Raw genomic sequence first — 25,471 nt, forward strand, 5'->3', positions numbered from 1 at the left:
TCGGGCAGGTGATTCCAGCGCTTGTCAGCGTGCGCCCGGGCTCAGGCCGTGAACTTCAGGAGCGGGCTCTCGTCGCTCACTGTCATTACGCCTCCGGTTCGTGAAAGAACCGGAGGCGCCTTGATTTTCGACACGCATCGCCTAATACTCCATATGGAACATTTCGTGCGGAGCAATCCAGGTGGAGGATCATGGCGGCCGAACTCACCCCGTTGGCGATCTCGGTCCTGGCGTTGCTCAAAGAGGAACCGATGCACGCCTACGAGATGTACCAACTGCTGGTCAAACGACACACCCACTGGCTCGTCAAGGTCCGGCCCGGCTCGCTCTACCACACGGTCGAGCGGCTGGCGCGGCAGAACTACGTCCGCGCCACCGGCACCGAACGGGAGGGGAACCGCCCGGAGCGCACGACGTACGAGCTCACCCCGGAAGGCGATGTCGCCCTGACCCGGCGGGTCGAGACGGGCATCGAGGAGTACGTCCACGAGTACCCGCTCTTCCCGGTCGTGCTGAGCGAGGCGCACAACCTCGACGCCGACGACGCCGTACTCCGGTTCCGCAGCCGGATCGTGGACCTGGAGCGCTGGGTAACCGAGATCGACGAGGCGCTCGCCGGCGCCCGGGCGCGGCAGGTGCCGGAGGTGTACTGGATGGGCGGCGACTACCTCCGGACCCAACTGACCGCCGAGCGCGACTGGCTGGTCACCACCATCGAACGTATCGAGAGCAAGGACTTGGAATGGCAACCTCGCAACACTCAGTGAGCCCCGAGGTTCGGCCGTGGCCCGCGCTGTGGGCGCTCGTGCTCGGCTTCTTCATGATCCTGGTCGACTCGACCATCGTCTCGGTTGCCACCCCGGCGATCCTCGAGGACCTCGGGGCCGACGTCGGCACGGTCGTCTGGGTGACCAGCGCATACCTGCTCGCGTACGCCGTACCGCTGCTGATCACCGGCCGCCTCGGCGACCGGATCGGCCCCAAGAAGCTGTACCTGACCGGGCTGGCGCTGTTCACGCTGGCGTCGGTGTGGTGCGGTCTGACCAACTCGATCGAGATGCTGATCGTGGCCCGGGTGTTCCAGGGTCTGGGCGCCTCGATGATGACGCCGCAGACGATGGCGGTCATCACCCGGATCTTCCCGCCGAACGAGCGCGGCCGGGCGATGAGCCTGTGGGGCGCGACCGCCGGCGTGGCAACGCTGGTCGGCCCGATCCTCGGCGGCGTCCTGGTCGACGGGCTCGGCTGGCAGTGGATCTTCTTCATCAACGCGCCGATCGGCGTGGTCGGCTTCGTGCTGGCGATGCGGCTGGTGCCGGACCTGCCGACGCACGAGCACAAGTTCGATCTGATCGGGGTCGTGCTGAGCGCGGCCGGGTTGTTCCTGCTGGTGTTCGGGATCCAGGAGGGGCAGAAGTACGACTGGGGTCAGATCAAGGGCCCGATCTCGGTCTGGTCGCTGATCATCGCCGGCCTCGTCGTACTGGCAATCTTCGTCGTCTGGCAGTCCCGCAACCGCGGCGAGCCGCTGCTGCCGCTGCGCCTGTTCAAGGACCGCAACTTCTCGCTGGCGAACGTCGCGATCACCACGGTCGGGTTCGCGATCACCGCGATGGCGTTCCCGCTGATGCTGTGGGCGCAGGCGGTCCGCGGGCTGACGCCGACGCGATCGGCGCTGCTGCTGGTGCCGATGGCGGTGATCGCGGGTGCGTTGTCGCCGTTCGTCGGGCGACTGGTCGACCGGACGCCGCCGCGGTTCATCGCCGGGTTCGGGCTGCTGTGCTGCGCGGTCTCGCTGTTCTGGATGAGTCAGGTGATCGAGCCCGACGTACCGATCTGGCAATTGCTGCTGCCGATCGCCTTGCTGGGTGTCGCCAACGGGTTCATGTGGGCGCCGATCGGTACGACGGCGACGCGGAACCTGCCGATGCACCAGGCCGGCGCCGGGGCCGGCGTCTACAACACGACGCGGCAGGTCGGCGCAGTGCTCGGCAGTGCGAGCATCGCCGTACTGATGGAATCGCGGCTGGCGCACAACCTGCCGGCGATGGCCGGCGGCACGCCTGCGGGCGAAGGGTTCTCCAGCGGCCGGCTGCCCGAGATGGTCCGGCAAGGGTTCAGCGACTCGATGGCGCAGTCGATGGTGCTGCCGGCGCTGGTGTTGCTGGTCGGGCTGGTCGCCGCGCTGCTCTTCGTCGCGCCCAGTCACCTGCAGAAGCAGAAAGACGATGCTACTCAGCCGGTCGAAGCCGGCTGATCACACCACCAGGAAGGCCTGGGCGCCCGACAGGCGGCCGTCGTACTCGGCCTTGACGACATAGGTCCCAGGCTTGGCGACCGGTTGACCCGGAAGGCAGCCAGGCCTGGACCGGTGCCCGTTCCAGGGCACCGTGACCGTCGACTGTTTGCCCTTGGCAACAACGAGGGTCGCGGTCTGGATCGCCTTGTCGCACTGGGTCGTGCTCCAGATCTGGTCCGTTCCCGACGTGACCGTGACGGTCAGCTTGTCGGCGTTGACGGTCGCCTTGCACCCGTCGTCGAGCGGTGTGAACTGGATGACGAAGTTGAGCATCGAGCCGGAGACGATCTTCCGGTTCGCGGGCAACGCGTCGATGCTGAGGTCCGAGCCCTGGCAGGTGAGGTCCGCGGGCGGCGTGGTCTTCGTCGGCTTCGGAGTCTTCGTCGGCGTCGTGTTCGGTTCAGTGCTCGGCTCGGTGCTCGACTCGGTGCTCGGTGTCCCGGACGGTGTCGCCGGTGCGGCGCCGGTGGGATTCGGCTGCGGGTCCGACGCGGCGGCGTTCTTCGTGTCGTCGCCACCGCCCGCGAACAGCCGCGAGATCAAGATGACCAGCACCACTACGACCGCGAGCACAAGTCCACGCCGGAACCAGTACACGCTGGCGGGCAGGTGCCCGACCGGACGGAGCAGACTGCTCATGAAGCGCACTCTAATATCGGCTCCGTGCCCCACCACTCAGGCTCGCCGCAGTGCATATTGCCGCGACTCCGTCGCGGCGGGTCACGGGGCTTTGACTCCGTGACCGCCATCCACGCCCCTGTGCTGCGTTGGTACGACGCCAACGCGCGGGAGTTGCCGTGGCGGGAGCCCGGGGCCGGGGCGTGGGCTGTGATGGTCAGTGAGTTCATGCTGCAGCAGACACCGGTGAACCGGGTGCTGCCGGCGTACCGGAGCTGGCTGGAGAGGTGGCCGAAGCCGGTGGACCTGGCCGCAGAGGCTCCTGGTGAGGCTGTGCGGGCCTGGGACCGGCTTGGGTACCCCAGGCGCGCCCTCCGGCTGCACGCGGCCGCTCAGGCGATTGTGGAGCGTCACGGCGGCGAGGTCCCGGACGACCATGCGGCTCTGCTCGCGTTACCCGGCGTCGGGACGTACACGGCCGCCGCGATCGCATCCTTCGCCTTCGGCCAGCGGCACGCTGTGGTCGACACGAACGTACGTCGGGTCCTCGCGCGCTCCCTCACCGGCGTCGCGCAGCCGAGCATCTCCCCCACCGCGGCCGACCAGCGCCTCGCAGTCAGCGCACTGCCCGCCGACGAGCGCACCGCCGCCCGCTGGGCCGTGGCCTCCATGGAGCTCGGCGCCCTCGTCTGCACCGCCCGTACGCCGCGCTGCGCCGACTGTCCCATCCGGTCCCAGTGCGCATGGGTCCTGGCCGGAAGCCCGCCGTACGACGGACCTCCGCGCCGCAGCCAGACCTACGAAGGCACCGACCGGCAAGCCCGCGGCCGCCTTCTGGCCGTACTGCGAGCCGCATCGGCGCCCGTACCGAAGACCGAGCTGGACACCTGCTGGCCGGACCCGGTCCAACGCGAACGGGCCCTGGACGGTCTGGTGGCCGACGGCCTCGTCGAACCCCTCAGCCGCGGCCGCTACCGACTTCCCGCGTGACAGACCAAGACGCCGGCTCGAAGGGCTCGAGCCGGCGTCTTATGTCGTGGTGCTTCAGTTCTTCTTGCTGCCGGAGGTGGCGTCTTCCTCGTCGTCGGCCAGCAGGTCGAGCGGCATCGCCGGGCTGCCGGACAGCGTCGCCAGCATCTGGCGGACGTTGGTCAGCTGCGCGTTGATGCTGTCCCGGCGCTGCGTCGCGGCCGCGAGCTCGCGCTCGGACTCGGCACGGATCCGCTCGGACTTGTCCTTCGCGGCGGCGACGATCTCCTGGGCCTGCCGGTTCGCGTCGGCGAGCTGCTGCTGCGCGAGCCGCTCGGCCTCGGACCGCGCGCGGTCGGCCTCACGCTGCACCTGAGCAGCGCGGTCGGTGACGGCGGCCAGCTGCTGCTCGGCGAGCGCCGTACGGGCGGCGAACTCCTGCTCGACCTTGCCCCGGCGCTCGGCCAGGGTGGTCTCGAAGGCAGCCGCGGCCTGAGCGGACTTGGCCCGCTCCTGCTCGTACAGCGCCTGGGCCTCGCTGCGGCGCGCGGTGGCGTCGCGCTCGGCCTCGTCGCGCATGTCGTCGGCCTGGGTCCGGGCCTCTTCGAGGATCCGGGCGGCCTCGGCGTCGACCTCGCTCTTCCAGTCCAGGGAGTACTGCTCGGCCTCCTTGCGGACCTTCTTCGCGTGCGCCTCGGCGTCGGCGACGATCGCCTCCGCGTCGGTGCGGGCGCGGGTCACCAGGTCACGGGCCTCGTCGTCGGCCAGCGACAGGATCTTCGCGACGCGCTCACCGAACTCGGTGAAGGTGGGCGTGCGGTCCTTGGAGTCCTCCTGGGCGGAGATGACGGCCGCTTCCGCCGCGTCCGTGCGGGACTGCAGCTCCTGGACGTGCCGCTGCAACTGCTCGGACTGCTGCTGCAGGGCGGTCAGAGAGGTGGTCAGCTCACGGATGTGCTGATCCACCTGGGCAGGCTCGTAGCCACGCAGAACGGTGCGGAACGGGGTTGGGCTTTCACTGCTCATGTTTTCCGATGCTCACTTCGATGGGTGGGTGGATCACACATTGTCACTGACAAGGATCTGACTGTCACGTCCTCATCCTGATTCCCCCGTGGAACCCTCACTGGAGGACATTCCACCACCTGGGCGGAACCCCGGTACAGCGAGTGCCTCGATCACACCCGAAAGCTGGGTGAGCTCCTTGGTGATCTCATCACGGCGCTGGTTCAGCGCAGCGACCCTCGCCTCGGCTTCGGCGAGAAGTTTTCGGGCCTGGGCACGCAAGGTGTCGGCGTGCTCGCGGGCCTGGGCCTCGAGCTGCTGAGCCTCCGCCCGGGACTTGCGGATCAACTCGTGCGCCTGACGCTGCGCCGCGGACAGGTCGTTGGCCGCGCGCTCCCGCAGGACCTGGGTGCTCTGCTCGGCCTCGGCCTCGCGGCGGTTCGCCCGCTCGATGATCTCCCGCGCGTCCTCGGCGGCCGACGCCTTCAGCCGGTCGGCCCGGGTCTGCGCCTGGGCGGTGACCCGCTCGGCCTCCTGCTTGGCGGCGGCCAGGGTGGCCTCGGCCTGCTCGCCGGCCGAGTACAGCGTGGTCTCGGCGAGCTGGGTCAGCTCGGCGTTCTCCTTGGCGATCGCTTCCTGGGTCTGCTTGAGTCGGCTGGTCGACCGGCTGACCACACGGCGCAGGTGCGCGCGCTTCTGCTTGAGCAGCGCGGCCGCGTCGGCGGCGGCCTGCTCGCGGATCGACTGCGCCTCGGACTCCGCGGCGCCGATCAGTTCGTCGACGGTCTTCTTGCTCCACAGCGTCTGCTTCTCGGCCTCGGCCATCGCCGCTTCGGCGGCTTTGTTCGCGTCCTCGACGATCCGCTGCGCCTCGGCCGCCGCCGTCCGGCGGTCTGCCTCGATCGAGTCCACGACCAGCTTGGCCTGGGCCCGGGCGTCCGCCATCAGCCGCTCGTTACCGGCCTCGGCCTCGGCCTTGCGCTCGGCGATCTCCGCTACCGCCTCGGCCCGCAGCTTGTCGATCTCCAGCGAGATCGCGGCCAGCTTGGCGCGCTCGGTCTCCTCGAGCTCCGCCGTACGGCGTTCCAGCTCGGTCCGGTTCTCGCCGCGCAGCCGCTCGATCTCGGCGTGCGCGTCGGCGATCTCGATGCGGGAACGCTCCCGGGCCGCCTCGACCTCGCGCTCGACCGCGGCCCGCAGCTCGGCCGCCTCCGACTCGGCGCGGGCGATCAGGTCGGCCTCGTTGCGTACGGCGGCCTGCGACACCAGCGCCGCCTGCTCGCCGGCGTCGGCGACCAGCTGCTGCGCCTCGCGGCGGGCCCGCTCCACCATCGCCTGGGCGGACTCGCGAGCCATCCGGGCCTCGTCGAGGAGATCCTCGGCCTCGTCCTTCACCCGGCGCGCTTCGGCCTCGGCCTCCGCAACCCGTTGATCCGCCGCCGCCTGCGACTCGACCCGCAACTTCTCGGCCGCCGCCTCACTCTCTACCCGAAGCTGTTCGGCGGCCGCTTCTGAGTCCGCCCGACGCTTGGCCACCTCTTCGGCGACCGCAGCGCGGAGCTGCTCCGCGGCGGACTCCGACTCGCTCTTGAGCCGCTCGGCGAGAGCGGTTGCCTCGGCGCGAACCCGCTCGGCCTCGGCGGTCGACTCGGAGGCCAGTTGCTCGGCTGCGGCGGCAGCGTCGCGGCGTACCCGCTCGGCCTCGGCGGTCGACTCGGCGCGCAGCCTCTCGGCCGTCTCCTCGGCCTCGGAGCGGACCCGCTCGGCCTCGGACTCGGACTCGGTGCGGAGTTGCTCGGCGGACCGCTCGGCGTCGTTCAGCACGCGCTGGGCGGCCGTCATCGCGTCCGACCGGAGCTTCTTCGCGGCGGCCTCGGCGTCGGCCTGCAGTCGCTCGTTCGCGGCCCGGATCCGCGCGGCTTCTTCGCGGGCGAGATCGTTCTCGTGCTCGGCCTGCTCGCGGAGCGTGTCAGCGATCCGCTGGGCCCGCTCGAGAACTCCACCCGCCTGCCGCACGCCAAAGGAACCGGTGTCGGCGACCGGTTCCTGGGTCAATGGCAGACGCGGAGCGTCCATGCGACGAGATGATTCCATCCTCGGCCCCCTTTCCGACAGTCCGGGTCCGAACAGCGTGGTCACAGGGTTACAACGCGGCAGACAGGCGGTAAGTAACTGCTTGCTCAGCAGTCGCGCGATCTTCCCATCGATCCTTCCGTGACGGAAGCCGTCTCCGTATCGAAGCGATCACGCTCCGCAGGACGATACGACCAATCAGTAGCCTTCGCACAAATCGGCGTGTTTTCGGTACGCCGAGCAGCGCCGGAGTACTCGCACACCGGCCTGGACCAGTCCCGCGCCGCGCACATGCGACGACCCGCCAACCCCCGGAGGGTTGGCGGGTCGAGACGAAGTGACCTCACTTGATGGCGGCGGGCGGCGCCTTCGGGGTGTCGTTGGTCCAGCCGGAGAGCAGGATCGTGCTGTCCCCGTTCTTCCCGCCCGTGTGGCTGCTGCTCAGCAGCTTGCCGGTCTTCGGGTCGACGATCAGCCGGAGGTTCACCTGGTACGCCGGGAAGGAGAACCCGACCGCCGTACCCGTCCGGCCTGCCAGGTCAGTGACGTTCTGCTGGACCGTGGCGCCCGGCAGCCCGGCCAGTAGCCGGAATGCTGCCCCGCGGACCTTCGGCAGTGCCGGAGTGTCACTGAGCAGACCGGCCGAGAGCTCCGCGAGAGCGGCCACGTCGGTGGCGTCAGGAGCGGTCGACTTCTTCACGTCGAGCAGCCGGGCGCGCAACTGGTCCGGGCTCGCCGGCAGCGCCAGCACGTCCTGCAGCGTGCCGTTCGCACCGAGAGCGGTGTAGCGGTCCGCGGCGTCCTTCGCCTCGAAGAACGTCGCCTTTCCCGGCTTGGACGAAATGACCTGGTCGTGCTTGACCGCGGTGTCGGCCGGACCGGCGTTCCAGTTCGCCGGCGCTCCCGCCTTTCGCCAAGCCGCCTCGTCGGCCGCCGTTGCCGGGTGCGCGCCCAGCGAGCGGGTTCCGATCCAGGCGGTGCCGCCCTTCAGGCCGGTCCAGGTCTCGGTCACCGTCAGCTCACGCAGTTTGTAGCCGCCCGGACCGGCCGGGCCCGACCCGCAGCAGACGATGTTGCCGCCTGCCTTGACGGTCCACTCCCTGCTCTCGACCTTTCGCACCCGGAAGTACTTGCCCGTCGTCGGTTCGGCCTTCTCCTCGTGAGCTGCCGCGACCAGGAGCAGCTGGCCTGCCGACATCGCCGTCGTGGTGCCGGCCGCGGGAGGCGCCGAGAGCGCCGAACCCGAGTCGCCGGAGTGCGGGCCAGGTGCGAACGCCAGCGGCACCGCGAGGGCGCCGGCGACGACGGCCGCGGCGACCGCGGTGAGGCCGGCGCCGGCGAACCGGCGACGACGGGCGGCACTCCGGCCGCGGCTGAGGTCGGCCGCGACGTCTTCGTCGGTGACGACCGGGTCGGTACCGGCTGCGTGCTCGAGAAGGCTCTTCAGATCAGTCATCGCACTTGCTCCAGTGTGTTCAGGGGTTCGACGATGAGGTCGCGCAGCTTGTCCAGCCCACGAGCGGTCTGGCTTTTGACGGTGCCCTGGCTGCTGCCCATCAGCTCGGCGGCAGCGGCCACGTCCAGATCGCAGAAGTACCGCAGGACGACAGCGGCCCGTTGGCGCCTGGGCAGCTGTTCGAGCGCGGCCAGCACGGTCAGCCGATCCTCCGGTCCGGAGCCGGCCTGCGGTCCGGGCTCGGCGACCTCGCCGGTCAACGTCTCGCGATGACGCCAGAACCGGCGCTTCTCGTCCAGGAACACGTTGATCAGGATCTTGTCGGCGTACCGCGCCGCTCCAGTCTCGGGCCTGACCGCGCCCCACTTCACATAGAGCTTGGTCAGTGCGGTCTGCACCAGATCCTCGGCCCAGTGCGCGTCCCCGCTGGTCAGCAGACGCGCGATCCGCATCATCCGCCCGCGATGGGCACTCACGTACTCGGTGAAGTCCTGATCTCGATTGCTCGCCACGCGTCCTCCGGTCTTGGTTGGGCGCTTCCTCACCGTTAAGTACCGGGTGGGGCGAGCCTCCGGTTGCATTCCCCGGAACTGGCAGGCGTACGACGAGGGCCCCGCGGACATGGTGTCCGCGGGGCCCTCGCTACCGGCTACTGGCTCAGCTGTCCTGAAGACCTGTGGTACCGGTCGTGCCACCGGTGGTGAGGTCGGTGAGCTCCAGGTCGGAGGCCGACGACTTCTGGTTACCGGTGAAGGTGAAGTACTCCGGCAGTCCGTCGCCGTCGACCGTGCCTTCCGGTGCCGCGTCGACCAGGACGATCTGGCCGGGGCGCAGTTCCCCGAACAGGATCTTCTCGGCCAGCACGTCCTCGATGTCGCGCTGGAGTGCGCGGCGCAGTGGACGGGCACCCAGGACCGGGTCGAAACCACGCTTCGCGGCGAGTTCCTTCGCCGCCGGCGTGAGCTCGATGCCCATGTCCTTGTCCTTCAGCCGCAGCTCGATCTGGGCCACCATCAGGTCCACGATCCGGACGATGTCCTCCATCGTGTGCTGGTGGAAGACCACGATCTCGTCGACGCGGTTCAGGAACTCCGGCCGGAAGTGCTGCTTCAGCTCCTCGGTGACCTTCGACTTCATCTTCTCGTACGACGACGTGGTGTCGCTCGCCTGCGAGAAGCCCAGGGAGACCGCCTTGGCGATGTCCTTGGTACCGAGGTTCGTGGTCATGATGATCACGGTGTTCTTGAAGTCGACCACGCGGCCCTGGGCGTCGGTCAGCCGACCCTCGTCCAGGATCTGCAGCAGCGAGTTGAAGATGTCCGGGTGGGCCTTCTCCACCTCGTCGAACAGCACCACGCTGAACGGCTTGCGGCGCACCTTCTCGGTCAGCTGGCCACCCTCTTCGTAGCCGACGTACCCAGGAGGCGAACCGAACAGCCGGGAAGCGGTGTGCTTCTCCGAGTACTCCGACATGTCGAGGCTGATCAGCGCGTGCTCGTCGCCGAACAGGAACTCGGTCAGCGCCTTCGACAGCTCGGTCTTACCGACACCGGACGGGCCGGCGAAGATGAACGAGCCGCTCGGGCGGCGCGGGTCCTTCAGGCCGGCGCGGGTACGCCGGATCGAGCGGGACAGCGCCTTGACCGCGTCGGTCTGGCCGACGTACCGCTTGGCCAGCTCCTTCTCCATGTCGAGCAGCCGCGAGGACTCCTCCTCGGTCAGCTTGAAGACCGGGATGCCGGTCGCCGTGCTGAGCACCTCGGCGATCAGCTCCTCGTCGACCTCGGCGACGACGTCCATGTCGCCGGCCTTCCACTGCTTCTCACGCTCGGCCTTCGCGTTGATCAGCTTCTTCTCGTCGTCACGCAGGCGCGCGGCGCGCTCGAAGTCCTGCGCGTCGATCGCGGACTCCTTCTCCCGGCGCACGGTCGCGATCTTCTCGTCGAACTCGCGCAGGTCCGGCGGTGCGGTCATCCGGCGGATCCGGAGCCGGGCACCGGCCTCGTCGATCAGGTCGATCGCCTTGTCCGGCAGGAACCGGTCCGAGATGTACCGGTCGGCCATCTGCGCGGCGTTCACCAGCGCGGCGTCGGTGATGGTCACCCGGTGGTGCGCCTCGTACCGGTCGCGGAGGCCCTTGAGGATCTCGATCGTGTGCGCGATCGAGGGCTCGGCCACCTGGATCGGCTGGAAGCGGCGCTCCAGCGCGGCGTCCTTCTCGACGTACTTGCGGTACTCGTCGAGGGTGGTGGCGCCGATCGTCTGCAGCTCACCGCGGGCCAGCATCGGCTTCAGGATGCTCGCCGCGTCGATCGCGCCCTCGGCCGCACCGGCCCCGACGAGGGTGTGGATCTCGTCGATGAACAGCACGATGTCGCCGCGGGTGCGGATCTCCTTGAGCACCTTCTTCAGGCGTTCCTCGAAATCACCGCGGTAGCGCGAACCGGCTACCAGGGCGCCCAGGTCGAGCGAGTAGATCTGCTTGTCCTTCAGCGTCTCCGGGACGTCACCGCGGACGATCTGCTGGGCCAGACCTTCCACGATGGCGGTCTTGCCGACACCCGGCTCACCGATCAGGACAGGGTTGTTCTTGGTCCGCCGAGACAGCACCTGCATGACCCGCTCGATCTCGGTCTCGCGCCCGATCACCGGGTCGAGCTTCGCCTCACGAGCGGACTGGGTGTAGTTCCGGCCGAACTGGTCGAGCACCAGGGAGCTGCTGGGTGCACCCTCCGGAGCCGTGCCCTGCGGCGACGACTCCTTGCCCTGGTAACCGCTCAGCAGCTGGATGACCTGCTGCCGGACCTTGTTCAGGTCCGCACCGAGCTTGACCAGGACCTGCGCTGCGACACCCTCACCCTCACGGATGAGGCCGAGCAGGATGTGCTCGGTGCCGATGTAGTTGTGGCCCAGTTGCAGGGCCTCGCGCAGGGAGAGCTCCAGCACCTTCTTGGCGCGGGGGGTGAACGGGATGTGCCCGCTCGGTGCCTGCTGCCCCTGGCCGATGATCTCCTCGACCTGGGAGCGGACGGCTTCGAGCGAGATACCCAGGCTCTCGAGAGCCTTGGCGGCGACCCCTTCACCCTCGTGGATCAGGCCGAGCAGGATGTGCTCGGTCCCGATGTAGTTGTGGCTGAGCATCCTGGCTTCTTCCTGTGCCAGGACGACTACCCGACGGGCGCGGTCCGTAAATCGTTCAAACATCGCCAAAGCGCTCCTTGCCTCAGAGGAGTCGGACGTGCCGTGTTGGCCGACCCCCGTACATGCATGCTAGTCCCCGGTACCGACAGGCTCGCTCTCGGCGAACACCTGATCACGCGTCCATCGGCAGTCCGGGTGGCATCACAAGGGAACAACCGCACTGGTGACCAGCGTGTTCCCGATGCACCGCGATCCGACAGCGTGTTCGCCACCAGCGAATTCCCAGAACTGCCTGCGCGGTCAGCCATCAGCCGCGACACGCCGTTGTCCCACTCTGTGAAACAACCGGAATGCGGACGGTCCCACGGAGCGAAGCTCCACATGACACAGAGGGGCGGGGTAGGTCCACGCTTTCTGTGGACACACCCCGCCCGTTCTGCCTCCGGCACCCCAATCGGGTGCCGGGACCGGCGACAACTGGAATTACTTCGCGTCGTTGTACGCCGCGCGCACCTCGGCGGAGATCCGGCCGCGCTCGCTGACCTCGTAGCCGTTCTCCTTGGCCCAGGCCCGGATGTCCGCGGAGTCCGAGGCCGACCGGCCGCGGCCGCGCGCCCGGCCCGCCGCACCCCGGCGGCCGGCCACCCGGCGGCCAGAGCCGACGTACGCGGCGAGGGCGTCGCGCAGTTTCGCGGCGTTCTTCTTGGACAGGTCGATCTCATAGGTCGTTCCGTCCAGCCCGAAAGTGACGGTCTCGTCGGCCTTACCGCCGTCGAGATCGTCCTCGAGAACCACCTGCACCCTTTGCGCCATCGATGACAACCTTTCCGCGCCCGCCATCGGGCACAATCCCCTGCTGAATTGTTAGCACCTGATTTGTACCGCACAAACCAGGTGCTTGTCATTCATCGACGCTGCGCAGTCATGGTGACCTTGAGTATTCATCCGGTACGAACCGGCCGGGCCGGAATGAATTCAGCCCCGGGATTTGCGAAGGCCGACCGTTGTGCTATGCAACGACCTGGAAAATCACTCCGGACGCAGCAACGGGAACAGAATCGTCTCCCGGATACCGGTCCCGGTGAGCAACATCACCAAGCGGTCCAGGCCCATCCCCATGCCGCCGGCCGGCGGCATCCCGAATTCCATCGCGCGCAGGAAGTCCTCGTCGAGATCCATCGCCTCCGGGTCGCCGGCGGCGGCCTGCAACGACTGCTCCACCAGGCGATCGCGCTGGATCACCGGGTCGTTCAGCTCCGAGTACGCGACCCCGAGTTCGACGCCGTTGAAGAACAGGTCCCAGGCCTCGACCAGTCCCGGAATTTCCCGGTGCGGCTTCGCCAGCGGCCGCGCCGACTCCGGATAGTCGCGGACAAAGGTGGGCTGGATCAGGGTGTGCTCGCAGAGCTTCTCGAACAAGTCGACGGCGATCTCGCCGGCATTCCGGCCCGGCTGCAACTCGACGTCGTGCTGCTCGGCCAACTTCGTCAGACCAGCCAGGTCGGTGGTCGCGTCGACACTCTCCCCGACCGCTTCCGAGAGCAGCCCGAAAAGCGTCGCATGCCGGAACGGCTGCTCGATGTCGATGGTGGAACCGTCGCGCCCGGTGACCGTCGTACGACCGATCGCACGGCCCGCGTTCCGGATCAGCTCCTGGATCAGCTCGGCCATCGTGTCGTAATCGCCGTACGCCTGATACGCCTCGATCATCGAGAATTCCGCGGAGTGGGTCGAGTCCAGCCCCTCGTTACGGAACGTGCGGCCGATCTCGTACACCCGGTCGACGCCGCCGATCATCGCCCGCTTGAGGTCGAGCTCGAGCGCGATCCGCAGCTTCATCTCCTGGTCGAACGCGTTCAGGTGGGTCGAGAACGGCCGGGCCGCGGCGCCGCCGTTGGTCAGCTGCAGCACCGGCGTCTCGACCTCGACGAAGCCGTGATCGTCGTACGTCGCGCGCAGCGCCTTCAGGACGGCTGCCTTCGCGCGGACCATCTCGCGCGCCTCGGGGCGGACGATGAGGTCGACGTACCGCATCCGGACGCGCGCCTCTTCGCTGAGCGGCTTGTGCTCGTTCGGGAGCGGGCGGAGGGTCTTCGCGGCCATCTGCCACGCGGTCGCCTGCACGGACAGCTCACCGCGGCGGCTGGTGATCACCTCGCCCTGGACGGCCAGCAGGTCGCCGATGTCGACGAGTTGCTTGAACCGGGCCAGCTCCTCCTCGCCGAGGTCGGCGAGCGAGAACATCACCTGCAGCTCGGTCCCGTCCCCCTCGCGCAGCCGGACGAAGCAGAGCTTGCCGGTGTTGCGCAGGAAGATCACCCGGCCGGCCACCGAGACCTGCTCGCCGGTCCGGGTGTCGGGCTCCAGGTCCTGCGCGTCGTACTTCGCCCGCAGGTCCTTGAGCAGGTGCGTCCGGGCCACCGAGATCGGGTACGGCGGCACTCCTTCCGCCAGCAGGCGGTCACGCTTCTCCCGGCGAACCCGCATCTGCTCGGGCAGGTCGTCCTGCCCGCTGTCGGGGTTCACCGGGTCCACGTGTGCGTCAGTCATGCCCCAAAGGCTAGTGACTGACTGCCTCCAGCTCCGAATCCTTTGATTCGTCCTTGCTCCGGGCGATCAGGCCACCGACGATCGCGGCGGCCACCACGCACGCCACTCCGCACGACACGAATGTCCCGCGCGGACCGAGCAGCGCACCGGCGAGACCGCCCAGCAGCATCGCGAGAATGCTGAACGAGCGGACCGTTCCGTTCAGGGCCGCGATCACCCGGCCACGGACGGCTTCGGCGGACCTGGTCACTACGAGTGCGCTGGTCGCCGCGTTCAGCAACCCGCTGCCGACGCCGATCGCGGTGGCCCCGATCAGCAGCGTCACGAGGTTGCCCGCCAGACCCATCAGCACGCTCGACCCGCCGACCGCCGCCGTTCCCACGACGACTCCCATTGCCCGGGCCCGGTCGCCGTTCAGCCGGCCGCTGCACCAGGCCCCCAGGATCGCCCCGGCTCCGGTCGCCGCGCCCGCCACGCCGTACATAGCGGGCCCCAGGCCGAGCTCGCCGGTGATCAAGAAGACCTCCACGACGTTGACCGCCTCGCCCACGACCACGAACATCCACAGCGCGGGCACCAGGATCTTCAGGATGTCGTCACCGAAGATGGCGCGCAGTCCCGCCGACACCCCGCCGCGCTCACGAGCGGCCCCGGGCTCCGGCCGGCGGCGGGTCCGGACCAGTTGCGCGATGACCACCAGGGCAAGGAAGGTCGCGGCGTCGACGAGCAGTGCGCCGCGGCTGCCGACCCAACCGACGAGCACACCACCGGCCGCCGAGCCCGCCAGCGTCGCGACCCCGATCAATGCCTGACTGGTGCCGGTGGTGCGACCGACCAGTTCCTCGCCGACGATCCGCGGGATCAGCGCACCCCACGCCGGTCCGGCGACAGCCTGGCCGATCTGAAGCACGCACACCAGCGCCAGCGTGTTGACCAGGTCGTGCACGAACGCCAGCCCGATGCCGGCGACCACCTGCAGCAGCCCCGACCAGACCAGCACCGTCCGCGAGTCGAACCCGTCCACGATCCGCCCCGCGAACGGGATCATCAGCACGGTCGGTACGGCGAACGCGAGCAGCAGTGCCGTGACGGCCGCCGGCCCGTGACTGTCGGAGACCCGCAGCAGCAACGCGATCATCGCGATCGAGTCGCCCGCGTACGACAGCGCGCGAGCGGGCAGCACCAGCCGGATGTCGCGGAGAGACCAGATCGAGGTCTGAAGTGTTTGCTTCATAGTTATGAAGTACACACTTCAGATCTTGCGGCGTCAAGGGGTTCGCTACGCTGACCTCGTGGCGAAGAAGAAGCGGCTGGTGATCACGGACCCGAAGGCGATCCGGGCCCTCGCACACCCGGCCCGGCAGCGGGTCATCGACGAACTGTTCAACGGCAAGGTGCTGACCGCCACCGAGTGCGCGGAGCTGGCCGGGTTGACGCCGTCCGCGATGAGCTATCACCTCCGCGCCCTGGAGAAGTGGGGCATCATCCAGCGCGCCGACGAGTCCGCCGACGGCCGCGAGCGGCCCTGGCAGGCGCCGGCCGCCAGCCTGGTGATCTCGTCGCAGTCCACCAGCGCCGGGCGGCTGGCCAGCCAGGCGATGATCAAGACCGCCATGGACGGCGTCCTCGACCAGTTCGTGGACATGGCCGCGGACGACCCCTGGGACGATGTGAGTTCGATGAGCCGGTCCCGGCTGTGGCTGACCCATGACGAGGCGAAGAGGTTCAACGAAGAGCTGATCGAGGTCGTCGACCGCTACAAGAAGGGCCGCACGATCACCAGCCATCCGGCCGGCGCACGCGAGATCACCTCGCTGATCGCCGTCGTACCGACCGGGGATCCGCCGGAAGGCAGCTGAACCGTTAGCTGCCTGACCGCGTATCCAGGAGTACCGTCGAATGTATAGGTATTTTCCGCCGTCGGGTGGTCGCTATGCAGTCCTGGATCCTGTGGTTGATCGTCGCCGCCGTCCTCGGCACGGCCGAGTTGATGACAGCGACCTTCGACCTGCTCCTGCTCGCCGTCGCCGCGCTCTCGGCGGCCGCGATCGGCGGGCTGGGACTCGGGATCGCCTTCCAGGTGCTGGCCTTCGCGGTCACGGCCGCGACCATGGTCACGCTGGTGCGCCCGGTCGCGCGCCGGCATCTGACCGGGCACCCGGGGCTTCGTACCGGCGTCGCCGCGCTGGTCGGGCGCGAGGCCGTCGTCCTCGCGCCGTGTGACCGCGACGCCGGCCGGGTCCGGATCGGCGGCGAGGAGTGGAGCGCCCGCTCCTACGACCCGCACCTGCAGATCCCCGCGGGCACCCGGGTCGACGTGTTCGCCATCGAGGGGGCTACCGCTCTCGTCCATCCTCAGGAGGAACCATGGCCGAACTGATCATCGGAATCGTCGTCGCGCTGCTCGCCGTCGTCCTGGTACTGCGGACCGTGCGGATCGTGCCGCAGGCGCGGGCCAGCAACGTCGAGCGCCTCGGCCGGTACCTGCGCACGCTCGAGCCCGGCCTGAACGTGGTGATCCCGTTCGTCGACCGGCCGCGGCAGCTGATCGACCTGCGCGAGCAGGTGGTGTCGTTCGAGCCGAACTCGGTGATCACCGAGGACAACCTGGTCGTCCACATCGACACGGTGCTGTACTTCCAGGTCACCGATCCGCGCGCCGCGGCGTACGAGATCCAGAACTACATCCAGGCGATCGAGCAGTTGACCGTGACCACGCTGCGGAACGTCATCGGCGCGCTGGACCTGGAGAAGACGCTGACGTCGCGCGAGCACATCAACTCGATCCTGCGCGGGGTCCTCGACGAGGCGTCCGGCAAGTGGGGGATCCGGGTGAACCGGGTCGAGCTGAAGGCCATCGAGCCGCCGGGGTCGATCAAGGAGTCGATGGAGAAGCAGATGCGGGCCGAGCGGGAGAAGCGGGCCGCGATCCTGAACGCCGAGGGCGTGCGGCAGTCCCGGATCCTGACCGCGGAAGGCGACCGGCAGGCGGCGATCCTGCGCGCCGAGGGCCAGGCGAAGGCGATCGACACCGTGTTCGAGGCCATCCACCGCAACGACCCGGACCCGAAGCTGCTCGCCTACCAGTACCTGCAGATGCTCCCCGAACTCGCCAAGGGACCGGGCAACACCTTCTGGGTGATCCCGTCCGAGGTCACGACGGCGTTGCAGAACGTCACCAAGGCGTTCAGCGGCGACACGACCCCACCGCAGGTCCCGTCGGAGAACGGCCACACCACCCCTGAAATACCCCGGAGTTAGTTGCCCCGGCACCAAATCGGTTGTCCGGCGATGTCACTATGGGTGCATGGGGGAACCTCTGCTCGCTCAGGCGATCGCCATTCCTACCGGGGTGGCCGTCCTGGCGTATCTGGTGGTCGCACTTGTCATCGGCGTGGAGAGCATGGGTGTGCCGCTGCCCGGTGAGACCACGCTCATCGCGGCCGCCCTGCTGGCGTCGCAGCAGCATCATCTGAAGATCGAGTTCGTGATCCTGGCCGCCGCCGCGGGCGCGATCATCGGCGACTCGATCGGCTACTTCATCGGCCGCAAGGCCGGCCGCCGGCTCTTCGAACGGCTGGGCAAACGGTTCCATCACTTCTCCGAGGACCGGATCGTCCGGGCCGAGAAGTACTTCCACAAGTACGGCGTCTGGACGGTGTTCTTCGGCCGCTTCGTCGCACTGCTGCGGATCTTCGCGGGCCCGATGGCCGGCATGCTGCGGATGCACTACCCGCGCTTCCTGGCCGCGAACGCGGCCGGCGGCATCGCCTGGGCGACCACGATCGGTGTCGTCGCCTACAAGATCGGCGACAACGCCGACAAGATCTTCGGCCGGGTGTCCGTCTTCGCGCTGATCGCCGTCGCGGTCGTGGCGGTCGCGCTGTACGTCGTACACAAGGTCCGCAAGCGTCGTCGCGACGAGGCCGAGTCGGTTCCCGAGGCGGCGACCGAGTCAGCGGACGTGTAGCTGCAGCTGCGGCGTCGTGGTCCCGTCCATCGGACGGCCGAACATCATCGCGCCGGGGATCACGAACCGGTAGACGAAGTCGCCCGGCTGCGCGGCCTTGAACGCCAGCGCGGCCTGGCCGTTGCGCATCGGCAGCGCCTTGGAGTCCACCCACCGGCGGGTCTGCCGGTTCCAGGCCTGCAGCATCACGATCGTGTTCAAGGCCGGCTTCACGGCGACGGACACGGTCACGGTCGAGCCCTTCGCCGTCGCGGTGTTCCCGTTGGCGAATCCGGCCGACGCGATCCGGACGATGCTCTTCGTGTACGCCGGCTTGCTGGTCGACGTACCCGTGTGGGTCCCGCCCTTGGTGTTCTCCGGCACGGTGATCTTGTACGGCCGGCTGCCGCCGGTCGGCACCGCGATGTCGTAGTACCCCCCGGCCGTCGTCGACCCGCGGGCCGCCGGTGTCCACCGCGAGCCCGGGGTGACCTGGGTCAGCACCACGACCGGTACGCCGGCCGGGGTCGCGCGCTGGCTCGTGCACGGCGAGTCGAGGTCACAGCCGACCTGGTACAGGACGACCCGTCCGCGGACCCGGATCGGCACGCTGAACTGGGCCAAACTCGGCACGGCCGCGTTGATGGAGCTGGTCAGCCCGAGCACCTGCCCGCCGATGCTGGTGCTCCACTCGTTCTGGGTGCGCAGCTGGAAGGTGTACGGCGGTTTGATGCTCTTGATCACCTGCCGGGTCGAGGTCGTCGCCGGGCCGATCACCTTCAGCATCTGGCCGGGACGCCCGATCAGCGGCACGTACCGCTGGGTCTTCTTGCCCTTGACGTCCAGCGGGTCGTTCGGGGTGAAGTCCTGCGGAGCGACCGGCACCGACCATCTGATCAGCACCCCGCGCCCCTGCTTCGCCACCGCCGCCGCACTCGGCCGCACCGGACCGTCGGTGTCGAACACCGGCGACCTGGTGAGCTTGCTGGTCACGCCGCCTTGTGAGGTCCCGGTCGCGACGGCGACCTTGTAGTTCCCGTCCGGCGGGAACGCCGAGGTCGGGATCTCCCACCGGTTCGGTTCGCCGGCCGCGATGTACTTCACGTACGACGGGCTCTCGCTGAGCACACCCTCGATCGTGATCCGGTTCGGCTGCCCGTTGTCCTTCCAGGTCACCAGCACCGCGGCCCGCCCCTTGGGCGCCCACGCGACGCCGACATCGGTCGGCGCCGGATCGGAGGCACAGGCAGTCAGCGAGGCAGCGCCCGTGACTACCGCCAGCACTACGGCGAGCACGCGCCGCATTCCGACCACCCCTCGTCTCCTCACGACCAACCGGGTGAACCTTACCCAGTCGCAGGTGCCCTCCCCCTACACCCGTTGCCGGATCGGTATCGCAGACCTACCGTGAAGTAGAGGTCGCGCAGCAGGCGGCACCTAGCCGCGGGACCTCTAAGCCGCTGAGGGGGGACCACGATGGCATTCATCAGTACGCCGAACGTTCCGGAGATGTTCGCGGCGAATCGGGCGCCGGCCGGGCACGTGCCCAACTTCGTCCACACGTTCGCCGCGCGACCGGCCGTCTACGAGGCCTGGAAGCAGCTGAACGGCGCGATCAAGGAGTCGATGGACCTGCGCCGCTACGAGCTCGCCACGCTGGCCGCGGCGACCGCGCTGAAGTCGAGCTACTGCAGCCTCGCGCACGGGCAGGTCCTGGCGGACAAGTTCTACACCGCCGAGGAAGTCGCGGCGCTCGTCGACGAGCCGGCGAACGACCCCGTCGACCGCGCCGTGATGGCCTTCGCCCGCCAGGTCGCGCTCGCCGCAGACACCGTCACGCAGGCGGACGTCGACGTACTGAAAGCACTCGGCCTGACCGACGCCGACGTACTCGACGTGGCCCTGGCAGCCGCGGCCCGAGCGTTCTTCTCCAAGACCCTCGACGCCACCGGAACCCAACCCGACGAGGCCTTCAACGGCCTCCCCGAAACGCTCCGCACCTCCCTCACGGTCGGCCGGCCGATCTACTCGGGCTGATTGTTCGGGGTGCCGCCGAGGTGGTGATCGGTGGTGACGCCGGTGTACATCAGGTGGGTCACGAGGCCTTGGGCGGCGTGCGGGAGGTTGTGGCAGTGGTCCATCCAAATGCCCGGGTTGTCGGCCACGAAGGCGACCTCGTAGGTCTCCTTGTCCTCGACGTTGAGGGAGTCCGTGCGCCACGGGCTTCCGGTCGCGCGCACCCCGTTGCGGCTCAGGACGACGACGTGGTGGCCGTGCAGGTGCATCGGGTGGACCTGACCTGAGCTGTTCTTGATCGTCATCCGCACGATGTCGCCCTCGCTCACCACGAACATCGGCACGTCCGGGTACTGATGTCCGTTGATCGTCCACCACAGCCCGGGTTTCCCGTCGAAGAACCCGATCCGCCGGCCGATGTCGTACCGGAACACCCGGCTCGCCTTCGTGGGATCGAACCCGATCTGTTTCGGGGCTCCGTAGTTCAGCAGGTCGACCCGGTCCCGCGGCTCGGTCCCGGTCGGCGCGTCACCGTCACCGATCACCAGTGTCGTCGGTCCGCCGCCGAGCCCGATCCGCACCGCTTTCGACGTGGGGATCTCGAGGTCCACCCGCCCGCCCGCGGTGACGAGCACCGCCTTCCCACTCACCTCGGTGGGAGCGTTCACCTCGCTCCCGTCGACCGCGACCACCTTGTACGGCGCCCCGTCGACCCAGGCCGCCATCGGTCCGTTGTCCGTGTTGATCAACCGCACCCGTGCGATCGGACCGGGCGCCTTCACGCGACGTTCGCCGTACTCGCCGTTGACCGTGCGGACCTTGTCGTACGTGTGCACCGCTGCGATCACATCCGCGGCGGTCGGCTGGACGATCAGTACGCCGTACAGCCCCTTCTGCACCTGCTCGTGCGAGACCTGGTGGGAGTGGTACCAGTACGTGCCGGCGTCCTTCGCGACGAAGCGGTACACGAACGACTTGCCCGGCGCAATCGCGTCCTGCGTGATGCCCGCGACACCGTCTTCCGCATTCGGTACGTCGACGCCGTGCCAGTGCAGTGTGATGCCGTCGGCAACGTTCTCGTTGTGCAGGGTGACCTGGACGAGATCGCCTTGTTTCGCGACGATCCGCGGCCCCGGTGACGTGTGGTTCAACGTGTACCCGTCCATCGGCCCGCGGCCGGGGAGGTCGAAACGCTCCTTGCGCGCCACGAGATCCACCGCGACATCCGGCTTCTGGTCGGCAGGACCGGTCAGCCGGTTGAGGTCGGTCCCGTGATGCGCCATCGCCGGCCCGCCGCCGTAATCGGCGTACCCCATCGTCATCGGTGACAGGTCGTTCGGGATCAGGCTCCGCTGCCAGAAGAACCCGATCGGCGCGAGCACGACCAACGTCGCGATCACCGCGATCAATGCACGACGAGACGGCGACCGCATCCTCACGACCCCCGTCCGTCAGTTGCCAACGGCATCTAGATCGTCGGGGCCGGGGATGCTGCGGGCGCCGGCACCGGCTGAGCCGCGGCTCGCCGGGCCGCCATACCCGCGACGGCCATCAGGACGAACGCGTTCAGCCCGTGCAGCGCGCCGACCGCGGACACGCTGAACGACAGGGCAGCCAGCCCGAACTGCAACGCGACCAGGCCGAAGACGTACAGCGCCCACTTCACGCCGCCGTCGACCTTCGCGAAGAACGAGACGATCAGCAGCAGGATCGCCAGCAGCGGGATGACCCCACTGCCCACGATGGTGTGGATCATGTGCCCGACGTTGGCGTCGGAGTTCTTGTCGAACACCAGGCCGCCGTCGACGTCCTTCAGAACCGTGAACCACGCGAGTGCGATCGCCATCGCCTGGACGATCACCAAGATCGCAATGAGCCCGGCCAGGGCACGGTAAACAGACCTCATCTTTCCCCCAACCCCTGAAGTCACCCCTGGCCTCATAGTGAGGCAGATCACCTCAAGCGCACAAGAGGTTAGGTCCTGTCTGGATTACCAGACAGGACCCAGGTCTCAGCCGTGGTTGCGGGCGAAGGCCTGATACAGACCGCGCAGGGTCAGCAACGGTTCGTCGCGGACCGGGGTGCTCAACTGGCCGGCCAGGAGCGGCGCGAGGGCGCCGGTGAGCACGACCGCGACATCGTCGCCCAGAGACTGCTCGGTCCGGATCCGCGCGACCAGACCGTCGACCAGCGCGGCGAAACCGTGGATCGCACCGGACTGCAGCGCCTCGACGGTGTTCTTCGCGACCACCGACCGCGGCCGGACCAGCTCGACCCGGCGCAGTTGCGCGGCCGCCTGCCCGAGCGCGTCGGACGCGGTTTCGATGCCCGGGGCAATCACTCCGCCGATGAAGGCGCCGGCCGGGTTCACCACGTCGATCGTGATCGCCGTACCGACATCGACGACCAGGCAGGGCGCGCCGTACAAGGTGGCGGCCGCCAGCGCGTTCGCGATCCGGTCCGTGCCGACCTCCCGCGGGTTGTCCACCAGCACCGGCAGCCCGGTCTTCACACCGGGCTCGACGACGACGCTCGGCACACCCTGGTAGTAGCGCGACACGACGTCCCGCAACTCGTGCAGCACATGCGGTACGGCGGAGCACACGGCGATCCCGGACACCGGCGATTCACCCGTGAGCAGGCCCTGCAGCAGCACCGCCCACTCGTCCGCCGTACGACGCGGATCGGTCCCGACCCACCAGTGCCGCTTGACCGTGCCTTCGAACACCAGGCCGACCAACGTCCTGGTGTTCTCGACGGCGACGGCCAGGGTGTATCCCTCACTCCCACGCCGTAGCGAGCAGGTGCTCGGCGGAGTGCCTCGCCGAGTGCCGCGCAGTAGGCGTGGGAGTGAGGGATACACCCTTGCAACACTCAGGCCTCCTTGAGGTCCAACGCGATGTCGAGCACCGGCGCAGAGTGCGTCAGCGCACCGACCGCGAGGAAGTCGACACCGGTCTCGGCGACCTCGCGCGCCCGCTCCAGGGTCAGCCCGCCGGAGGCCTCCAACCGGGCCCGGCCGGCGACCTTCTCAACGGCTTCACGCAGCAGCGGGACGTCCATGTTGTCCAGCAGGACCAGCTCGGCGCCGGACTCGACCGCGATCACCGCGTCGTCGACCGAGTCCACCTCGACCTCGATGCCGATCTCCGGATAGGCCTTACGCACCAGTCGGAACGCCTCCGCGACGCCACCGGCCGCGATCACGTGGTTGTCCTTGATCAGCGCGGCGTCGGACAGAGCCATCCGGTGGTTCTTCCCGCCCCCGCAACGGACGGCGTACTTCTCGAGGGACCTGAGCAACGGCATGGTCTTGCGGGTGTCGCGGATGACCGCGCCGGTGCCCTCGACCGCGTCCACCCACTGCCGGGTCAGCGTCGCGACACCACTCAGGTGACAGAGCAGGTTCAGCGTGGTGCGCTCGGCTGTCAGGAGTTGCCGCGTCTTGCCGCGGACCGTCATCAGGATGCCGCCGCGCTGCACGGAGTCGCCGTCGCGGACGGTGTGCTCGATCTCGATCTCGTCCGGCGCCGCGACCTGGCGCAGCACCAGTTCCGCGATCTCCAGGCCCGCCACCACGCCGTCGGCGCGGGCGACCAGCTCGGCGACCGACACCTGTTCCGGGTCGACCGTGGCGGTGGTCGTCACGTCGACGCCTCCGGCCAGGTCCTCCTCGATGGTTGCCCGCACGAGGTCACCGACCCACTGCCGGTCGACTGTCTCATCCATTCCGGTCATTCTCCTCGGATTCGCGCGAAACAAACGTGGCCTGTGGCACAGCCTGTTGATCAAGTGTCACGTCCAGGCTTCCGAACCAGTGCAGATCATCGCGGTCCGGGTGGTCCTCGCGCCAGTGCGCGCCACGGCTTTCTTCGCGGGCGGTCGCCGCGGCGATCAGCGCGGAGGCGACGGTCACCAGGTTCGTCGCCTCCCAGCCCGGCGTTCCCGGCTCGTCGTACGGCTGCTCGATCAGCTTGCCGATCGCCGCACCCGCCTCCGAGAGGCCGGTCGCGCTCCGGATCACGCCGGCGCCGACGGTCATCGCCCGCTGCAGCTCGGGTACGACGTCCGCGTCGACGAGTCCCGGCGTACGGCGGTCCACGACTGGCTCCCGCTGTTCGGGCAGCCCGTTCGCGAGGTGCGCGGCGATCCGGCGGGCGAACACGAGTCCTTCGAGCAACGAGTTCGAGGCGAGCCGGTTGGCGCCGTGGACGCCGGTGCACGCAACCTCACCGCAGGCGTACAGGCCGGGCACCGAGGTCTGGCCGTTCAGGTCCGTCCACACGCCGCCCGACGAGTAGTGGCAGGCGGGGGCGACCGGGATCAGTTCGCGGACCGGGTCGATACCGTGCGAGCGGCAGGACGCGAGGATGGTCGGGAACCGCACCCGCCACTTCTCGTCGCCGAAGTGCCGGGCGTCCAGGTAGACGTGGTCCTTGCCGGCAGCAAGCATCTGGCGCATGATCGCCTTCGCCACGATGTCCCGCGGCGCCAGGTCGGCGAGCTCGTGCTGGCCCTGCATGAACCGCTTGCCGGTGTGGTCGACGAGGAACGCGCCCTCGCCGCGAACCGCCTCGGACACCAACGGCTGCTGGCCTTTCGCGCTCTTGCCCAGCCAGAGCACGGTCGGGTGGAACTGCACGAACTCCAGGTCCCGCACCTTCGCGCCGGCCCGGAGCGCGAGCGCCATGCCGTCGCCGGTCGACACGCTCGGGTTGGTCGTTGCCGCGTACAACTGTCCGAGGCCGCCGGACGCCAGGATTACCGCCCGGGAACGGATCGCGCCGACGCCGTCGAGTTGTCCCTCGCCCATCACGTGCAACGTCACGCCGGCGATGGAGCCGTCGGCCGCGGTGAGCAGGTCGAGGACCAGGGCGTGCTCGACCAGCCGGATGTCCTTGGCCCGTTTGACCGCGGCAACCAGCGCCCGCTCGATCTCAGCGCCGGTCGCGTCGCCGCCCGCGTGCGCGATCCGGTTGCGGTGATGCCCGCCCTCACGGCCGAGCGAGATCTCCCCGTCGGCCATGGTGTCGAAGCGTGCGCCGAGGTCGATCAGGTCGCGGACAGCGTCCGGGCCTTCGGTGACGAGCACCCGGACGGCCTCCGGGTCGCTCAGTCCGGCGCCGGCGACGAGCGTGTCCTGCAGGTGATCCTCGGGAGAGTCCTCCGGGTCGAGGGCGGCGGCGATGCCGCCCTGCGCCCACTGCGTGGAGCCGGAGGCGACGACGTCCTTCGTCACCACCAGAACGGTGCCCAACTCGCGGGCCCTCAGCGCAGCGGTCAGCCCGGCGACCCCGGACCCGATCACCACCACGTCAACCGAGTCGGTCCAACCGGCCTCCGGCGCGGCGAGCCGTTGCGGGACTGCAGGACCGGTCACGGGGCCTCCCGGCCT

General features: G+C 68.9%; 23 protein-coding genes. 8 read left to right on the forward strand and 15 right to left on the reverse strand.

The window, feature by feature from the left end; genetic code table 11:
- Positions 1-191 precede the first annotated feature (191 nt).
- Together EV651_RS14710 and EV651_RS14715 are read left to right on the forward strand one after the other, a co-directional pair.
- The gene (locus EV651_RS14710; RefSeq protein WP_133785748.1) at positions 192-767 is read left to right on the forward strand and encodes a PadR family transcriptional regulator; all 576 of its coding nucleotides are present in this window, start codon (positions 192-194) and stop codon (positions 765-767) included.
- Positions 743-2,257: a DHA2 family efflux MFS transporter permease subunit gene (locus tag EV651_RS14715; RefSeq protein WP_133785749.1), complete on the forward strand. Its 1,515-nt coding sequence runs from the start codon at positions 743-745 to the stop codon at positions 2,255-2,257. The genes EV651_RS14710 and EV651_RS14715 overlap by 25 nt, the downstream gene beginning before the upstream one ends.
- On the opposite strand, the gene EV651_RS14720 is transcribed toward EV651_RS14715, so the two are convergent.
- Positions 2,258-2,938 (reverse strand): hypothetical protein, encoded by a 681-nt coding sequence (locus tag EV651_RS14720; protein ID WP_133785750.1) that lies wholly within the window; start codon positions 2,936-2,938, stop codon positions 2,258-2,260. It lies immediately after the preceding gene.
- A gap of 99 nt (positions 2,939-3,037) precedes the next feature.
- On the opposite strand from EV651_RS14720, the gene EV651_RS14725 reads away from it, so the two are divergent.
- Positions 3,038-3,907: an A/G-specific adenine glycosylase gene (locus tag EV651_RS14725; RefSeq protein WP_202870335.1), complete on the forward strand. Its 870-nt coding sequence runs from the start codon at positions 3,038-3,040 to the stop codon at positions 3,905-3,907.
- 54 nt (positions 3,908-3,961) lie between these two features.
- Here EV651_RS14725 and EV651_RS14730 read toward each other — a convergent pair whose 3' ends face one another.
- From EV651_RS14730 to EV651_RS14765, 8 genes are all read right to left on the reverse strand, one after another.
- Positions 3,962-4,912 carry a DivIVA domain-containing protein gene (locus EV651_RS14730; RefSeq protein WP_133785751.1) on the reverse strand — a complete coding sequence of 317 codons (951 nt, stop codon included), beginning with the start codon at positions 4,910-4,912 and terminating at the stop codon, positions 3,962-3,964.
- 72 nt (positions 4,913-4,984) lie between these two features.
- Positions 4,985-6,967, reverse strand: a complete 1,983-nt coding sequence (locus tag EV651_RS14735; protein ID WP_133785752.1) for a kinetoplast-associated-like protein — start codon at positions 6,965-6,967, stop codon at positions 4,985-4,987.
- Positions 6,968-7,307: 340 nt separating this feature from the next.
- The gene (locus tag EV651_RS14740) at positions 7,308-8,420 is read right to left on the reverse strand and encodes a CU044_5270 family protein (RefSeq protein ID WP_133785753.1); all 1,113 of its coding nucleotides are present in this window, start codon (positions 8,418-8,420) and stop codon (positions 7,308-7,310) included.
- The gene (locus tag EV651_RS14745; protein ID WP_202870336.1) at positions 8,417-8,932 is read right to left on the reverse strand and encodes a SigE family RNA polymerase sigma factor; all 516 of its coding nucleotides are present in this window, start codon (positions 8,930-8,932) and stop codon (positions 8,417-8,419) included. Before EV651_RS14745 ends, EV651_RS14740 begins: the two co-directional genes overlap by 4 nt.
- A 145-nt stretch (positions 8,933-9,077) precedes the next feature.
- Positions 9,078-11,624, reverse strand: coding sequence for an ATP-dependent Clp protease ATP-binding subunit (locus tag EV651_RS14750; RefSeq protein WP_133785754.1), 2,547 nt, complete (start codon positions 11,622-11,624; stop codon positions 9,078-9,080).
- A gap of 420 nt (positions 11,625-12,044) precedes the next feature.
- Positions 12,045-12,374 (reverse strand): Lsr2 family protein, encoded by a 330-nt coding sequence (locus EV651_RS14755; protein WP_130384932.1) that lies wholly within the window; start codon positions 12,372-12,374, stop codon positions 12,045-12,047.
- 216 nt (positions 12,375-12,590) lie between these two features.
- Positions 12,591-14,111, reverse strand: a complete 1,521-nt coding sequence (lysS, locus tag EV651_RS14760) for a lysine--tRNA ligase (protein ID WP_133785755.1) — start codon at positions 14,109-14,111, stop codon at positions 12,591-12,593.
- Positions 14,112-14,121: 10 nt separating this feature from the next.
- Positions 14,122-15,345, reverse strand: coding sequence for an MFS transporter (locus EV651_RS14765; protein ID WP_133785756.1), 1,224 nt, complete (start codon positions 15,343-15,345; stop codon positions 14,122-14,124).
- 58 nt (positions 15,346-15,403) lie between these two features.
- Between EV651_RS14765 and EV651_RS14770 the strand changes: the two genes are divergently transcribed.
- The 4 genes from EV651_RS14770 to EV651_RS14785 all read left to right on the forward strand — a co-directional run bounded on the left by EV651_RS14770 (position 15,404) and on the right by EV651_RS14785 (position 18,081).
- Positions 15,404-15,970: a helix-turn-helix transcriptional regulator gene (locus EV651_RS14770; RefSeq protein ID WP_166658613.1), complete on the forward strand. Its 567-nt coding sequence runs from the start codon at positions 15,404-15,406 to the stop codon at positions 15,968-15,970.
- A 74-nt stretch (positions 15,971-16,044) separates the two neighbouring features.
- Positions 16,045-16,491, forward strand: coding sequence for an NfeD family protein (locus tag EV651_RS14775; RefSeq protein WP_133785758.1), 447 nt, complete (start codon positions 16,045-16,047; stop codon positions 16,489-16,491).
- The gene (locus EV651_RS14780; RefSeq protein WP_133785759.1) at positions 16,479-17,372 is read left to right on the forward strand and encodes an SPFH domain-containing protein; all 894 of its coding nucleotides are present in this window, start codon (positions 16,479-16,481) and stop codon (positions 17,370-17,372) included. Before EV651_RS14775 ends, EV651_RS14780 begins: the two co-directional genes overlap by 13 nt.
- Positions 17,373-17,418: 46 nt before the next feature.
- A complete protein-coding gene (locus tag EV651_RS14785; RefSeq protein WP_133785760.1) occupies positions 17,419-18,081 on the forward strand; it encodes a DedA family protein in 663 nt (220 codons plus the stop codon).
- Here the strand turns inward: EV651_RS14785 and EV651_RS14790 are convergent.
- Positions 18,067-19,365 carry a hypothetical protein gene (locus EV651_RS14790; RefSeq protein WP_238156925.1) on the reverse strand — a complete coding sequence of 433 codons (1,299 nt, stop codon included), beginning with the start codon at positions 19,363-19,365 and terminating at the stop codon, positions 18,067-18,069. The genes EV651_RS14785 and EV651_RS14790 overlap by 15 nt on opposite strands.
- A gap of 171 nt (positions 19,366-19,536) precedes the next feature.
- On the opposite strand from EV651_RS14790, the gene EV651_RS14795 reads away from it, so the two are divergent.
- The gene (locus EV651_RS14795) at positions 19,537-20,097 is read left to right on the forward strand and encodes a carboxymuconolactone decarboxylase family protein (RefSeq protein ID WP_133785762.1); all 561 of its coding nucleotides are present in this window, start codon (positions 19,537-19,539) and stop codon (positions 20,095-20,097) included.
- On the opposite strand, the gene EV651_RS14800 is transcribed toward EV651_RS14795, so the two are convergent.
- From EV651_RS14800 to EV651_RS14820, 5 genes are all read right to left on the reverse strand, one after another.
- Positions 20,085-21,509, reverse strand: a complete 1,425-nt coding sequence (locus tag EV651_RS14800) for a multicopper oxidase family protein (RefSeq protein WP_133785763.1) — start codon at positions 21,507-21,509, stop codon at positions 20,085-20,087. The two genes, EV651_RS14795 and EV651_RS14800, sit on opposite strands and share 13 nt — an antisense overlap.
- Positions 21,510-21,544: 35 nt before the next feature.
- Entirely contained in the window at positions 21,545-21,982 is a 438-nt protein-coding gene (locus EV651_RS14805) for a DUF6220 domain-containing protein (protein ID WP_133785764.1), read from the reverse strand.
- 105 nt (positions 21,983-22,087) lie between these two features.
- Positions 22,088-22,846 carry a type III pantothenate kinase gene (locus tag EV651_RS14810; RefSeq protein WP_133786090.1) on the reverse strand — a complete coding sequence of 253 codons (759 nt, stop codon included), beginning with the start codon at positions 22,844-22,846 and terminating at the stop codon, positions 22,088-22,090.
- A 104-nt stretch (positions 22,847-22,950) separates the two neighbouring features.
- Positions 22,951-23,805 carry a carboxylating nicotinate-nucleotide diphosphorylase gene (gene nadC, locus EV651_RS14815; RefSeq protein WP_133785765.1) on the reverse strand — a complete coding sequence of 285 codons (855 nt, stop codon included), beginning with the start codon at positions 23,803-23,805 and terminating at the stop codon, positions 22,951-22,953.
- Positions 23,798-25,456 carry an L-aspartate oxidase gene (locus tag EV651_RS14820; RefSeq protein WP_133785766.1) on the reverse strand — a complete coding sequence of 553 codons (1,659 nt, stop codon included), beginning with the start codon at positions 25,454-25,456 and terminating at the stop codon, positions 23,798-23,800. Before EV651_RS14820 ends, nadC begins: the two co-directional genes overlap by 8 nt.
- Positions 25,457-25,471: the final 15 nt, after the last annotated feature.

The organism is Kribbella sp. VKM Ac-2571 (genome assembly GCF_004362255.1).
GTDB lineage: Bacteria > Actinomycetota > Actinomycetes > Propionibacteriales > Kribbellaceae > Kribbella > Kribbella pratensis.

What these genes read in the sequence shown, in the direction of transcription:
- EV651_RS14785 (WP_133785760.1), top strand. Translation starts at nt 17,419, where the DNA reads ATGGGGGAACCTCTGCTCGCTCAGGCGATCGCCATTCCTACCGGGGTG.
- EV651_RS14715 (WP_133785749.1), top strand. Translation starts at nt 743, where the DNA reads ATGGCAACCTCGCAACACTCAGTGAGCCCCGAGGTTCGGCCGTGGCCC.
- EV651_RS14805 (WP_133785764.1), bottom strand. Translation starts at nt 21,982, where the DNA reads ATGAGGTCTGTTTACCGTGCCCTGGCCGGGCTCATTGCGATCTTGGTG.
- EV651_RS14720 (WP_133785750.1), bottom strand. Translation starts at nt 2,938, where the DNA reads ATGAGCAGTCTGCTCCGTCCGGTCGGGCACCTGCCCGCCAGCGTGTAC.
- EV651_RS14795 (WP_133785762.1), top strand. Translation starts at nt 19,537, where the DNA reads ATGGCATTCATCAGTACGCCGAACGTTCCGGAGATGTTCGCGGCGAAT.
- lysS (WP_133785755.1), bottom strand. Translation starts at nt 14,111, where the DNA reads ATGACTGACGCACACGTGGACCCGGTGAACCCCGACAGCGGGCAGGAC.
- EV651_RS14790 (WP_238156925.1), bottom strand. Translation starts at nt 19,365, where the DNA reads ATGCGGCGCGTGCTCGCCGTAGTGCTGGCGGTAGTCACGGGCGCTGCC.
- EV651_RS14755 (WP_130384932.1), bottom strand. Translation starts at nt 12,374, where the DNA reads ATGGCGCAAAGGGTGCAGGTGGTTCTCGAGGACGATCTCGACGGCGGT.
- EV651_RS14765 (WP_133785756.1), bottom strand. Translation starts at nt 15,345, where the DNA reads ATGAAGCAAACACTTCAGACCTCGATCTGGTCTCTCCGCGACATCCGG.
- EV651_RS14775 (WP_133785758.1), top strand. Translation starts at nt 16,045, where the DNA reads ATGCAGTCCTGGATCCTGTGGTTGATCGTCGCCGCCGTCCTCGGCACG.
- nadC (WP_133785765.1), bottom strand. Translation starts at nt 23,805, where the DNA reads ATGGATGAGACAGTCGACCGGCAGTGGGTCGGTGACCTCGTGCGGGCA.
- EV651_RS14780 (WP_133785759.1), top strand. Translation starts at nt 16,479, where the DNA reads ATGGCCGAACTGATCATCGGAATCGTCGTCGCGCTGCTCGCCGTCGTC.
- EV651_RS14740 (WP_133785753.1), bottom strand. Translation starts at nt 8,420, where the DNA reads ATGACTGATCTGAAGAGCCTTCTCGAGCACGCAGCCGGTACCGACCCG.
- EV651_RS14800 (WP_133785763.1), bottom strand. Translation starts at nt 21,509, where the DNA reads ATGCGGTCGCCGTCTCGTCGTGCATTGATCGCGGTGATCGCGACGTTG.
- EV651_RS14750 (WP_133785754.1), bottom strand. Translation starts at nt 11,624, where the DNA reads ATGTTTGAACGATTTACGGACCGCGCCCGTCGGGTAGTCGTCCTGGCA.
- EV651_RS14735 (WP_133785752.1), bottom strand. Translation starts at nt 6,967, where the DNA reads ATGGACGCTCCGCGTCTGCCATTGACCCAGGAACCGGTCGCCGACACC.
- EV651_RS14710 (WP_133785748.1), top strand. Translation starts at nt 192, where the DNA reads ATGGCGGCCGAACTCACCCCGTTGGCGATCTCGGTCCTGGCGTTGCTC.
- EV651_RS14730 (WP_133785751.1), bottom strand. Translation starts at nt 4,912, where the DNA reads ATGAGCAGTGAAAGCCCAACCCCGTTCCGCACCGTTCTGCGTGGCTAC.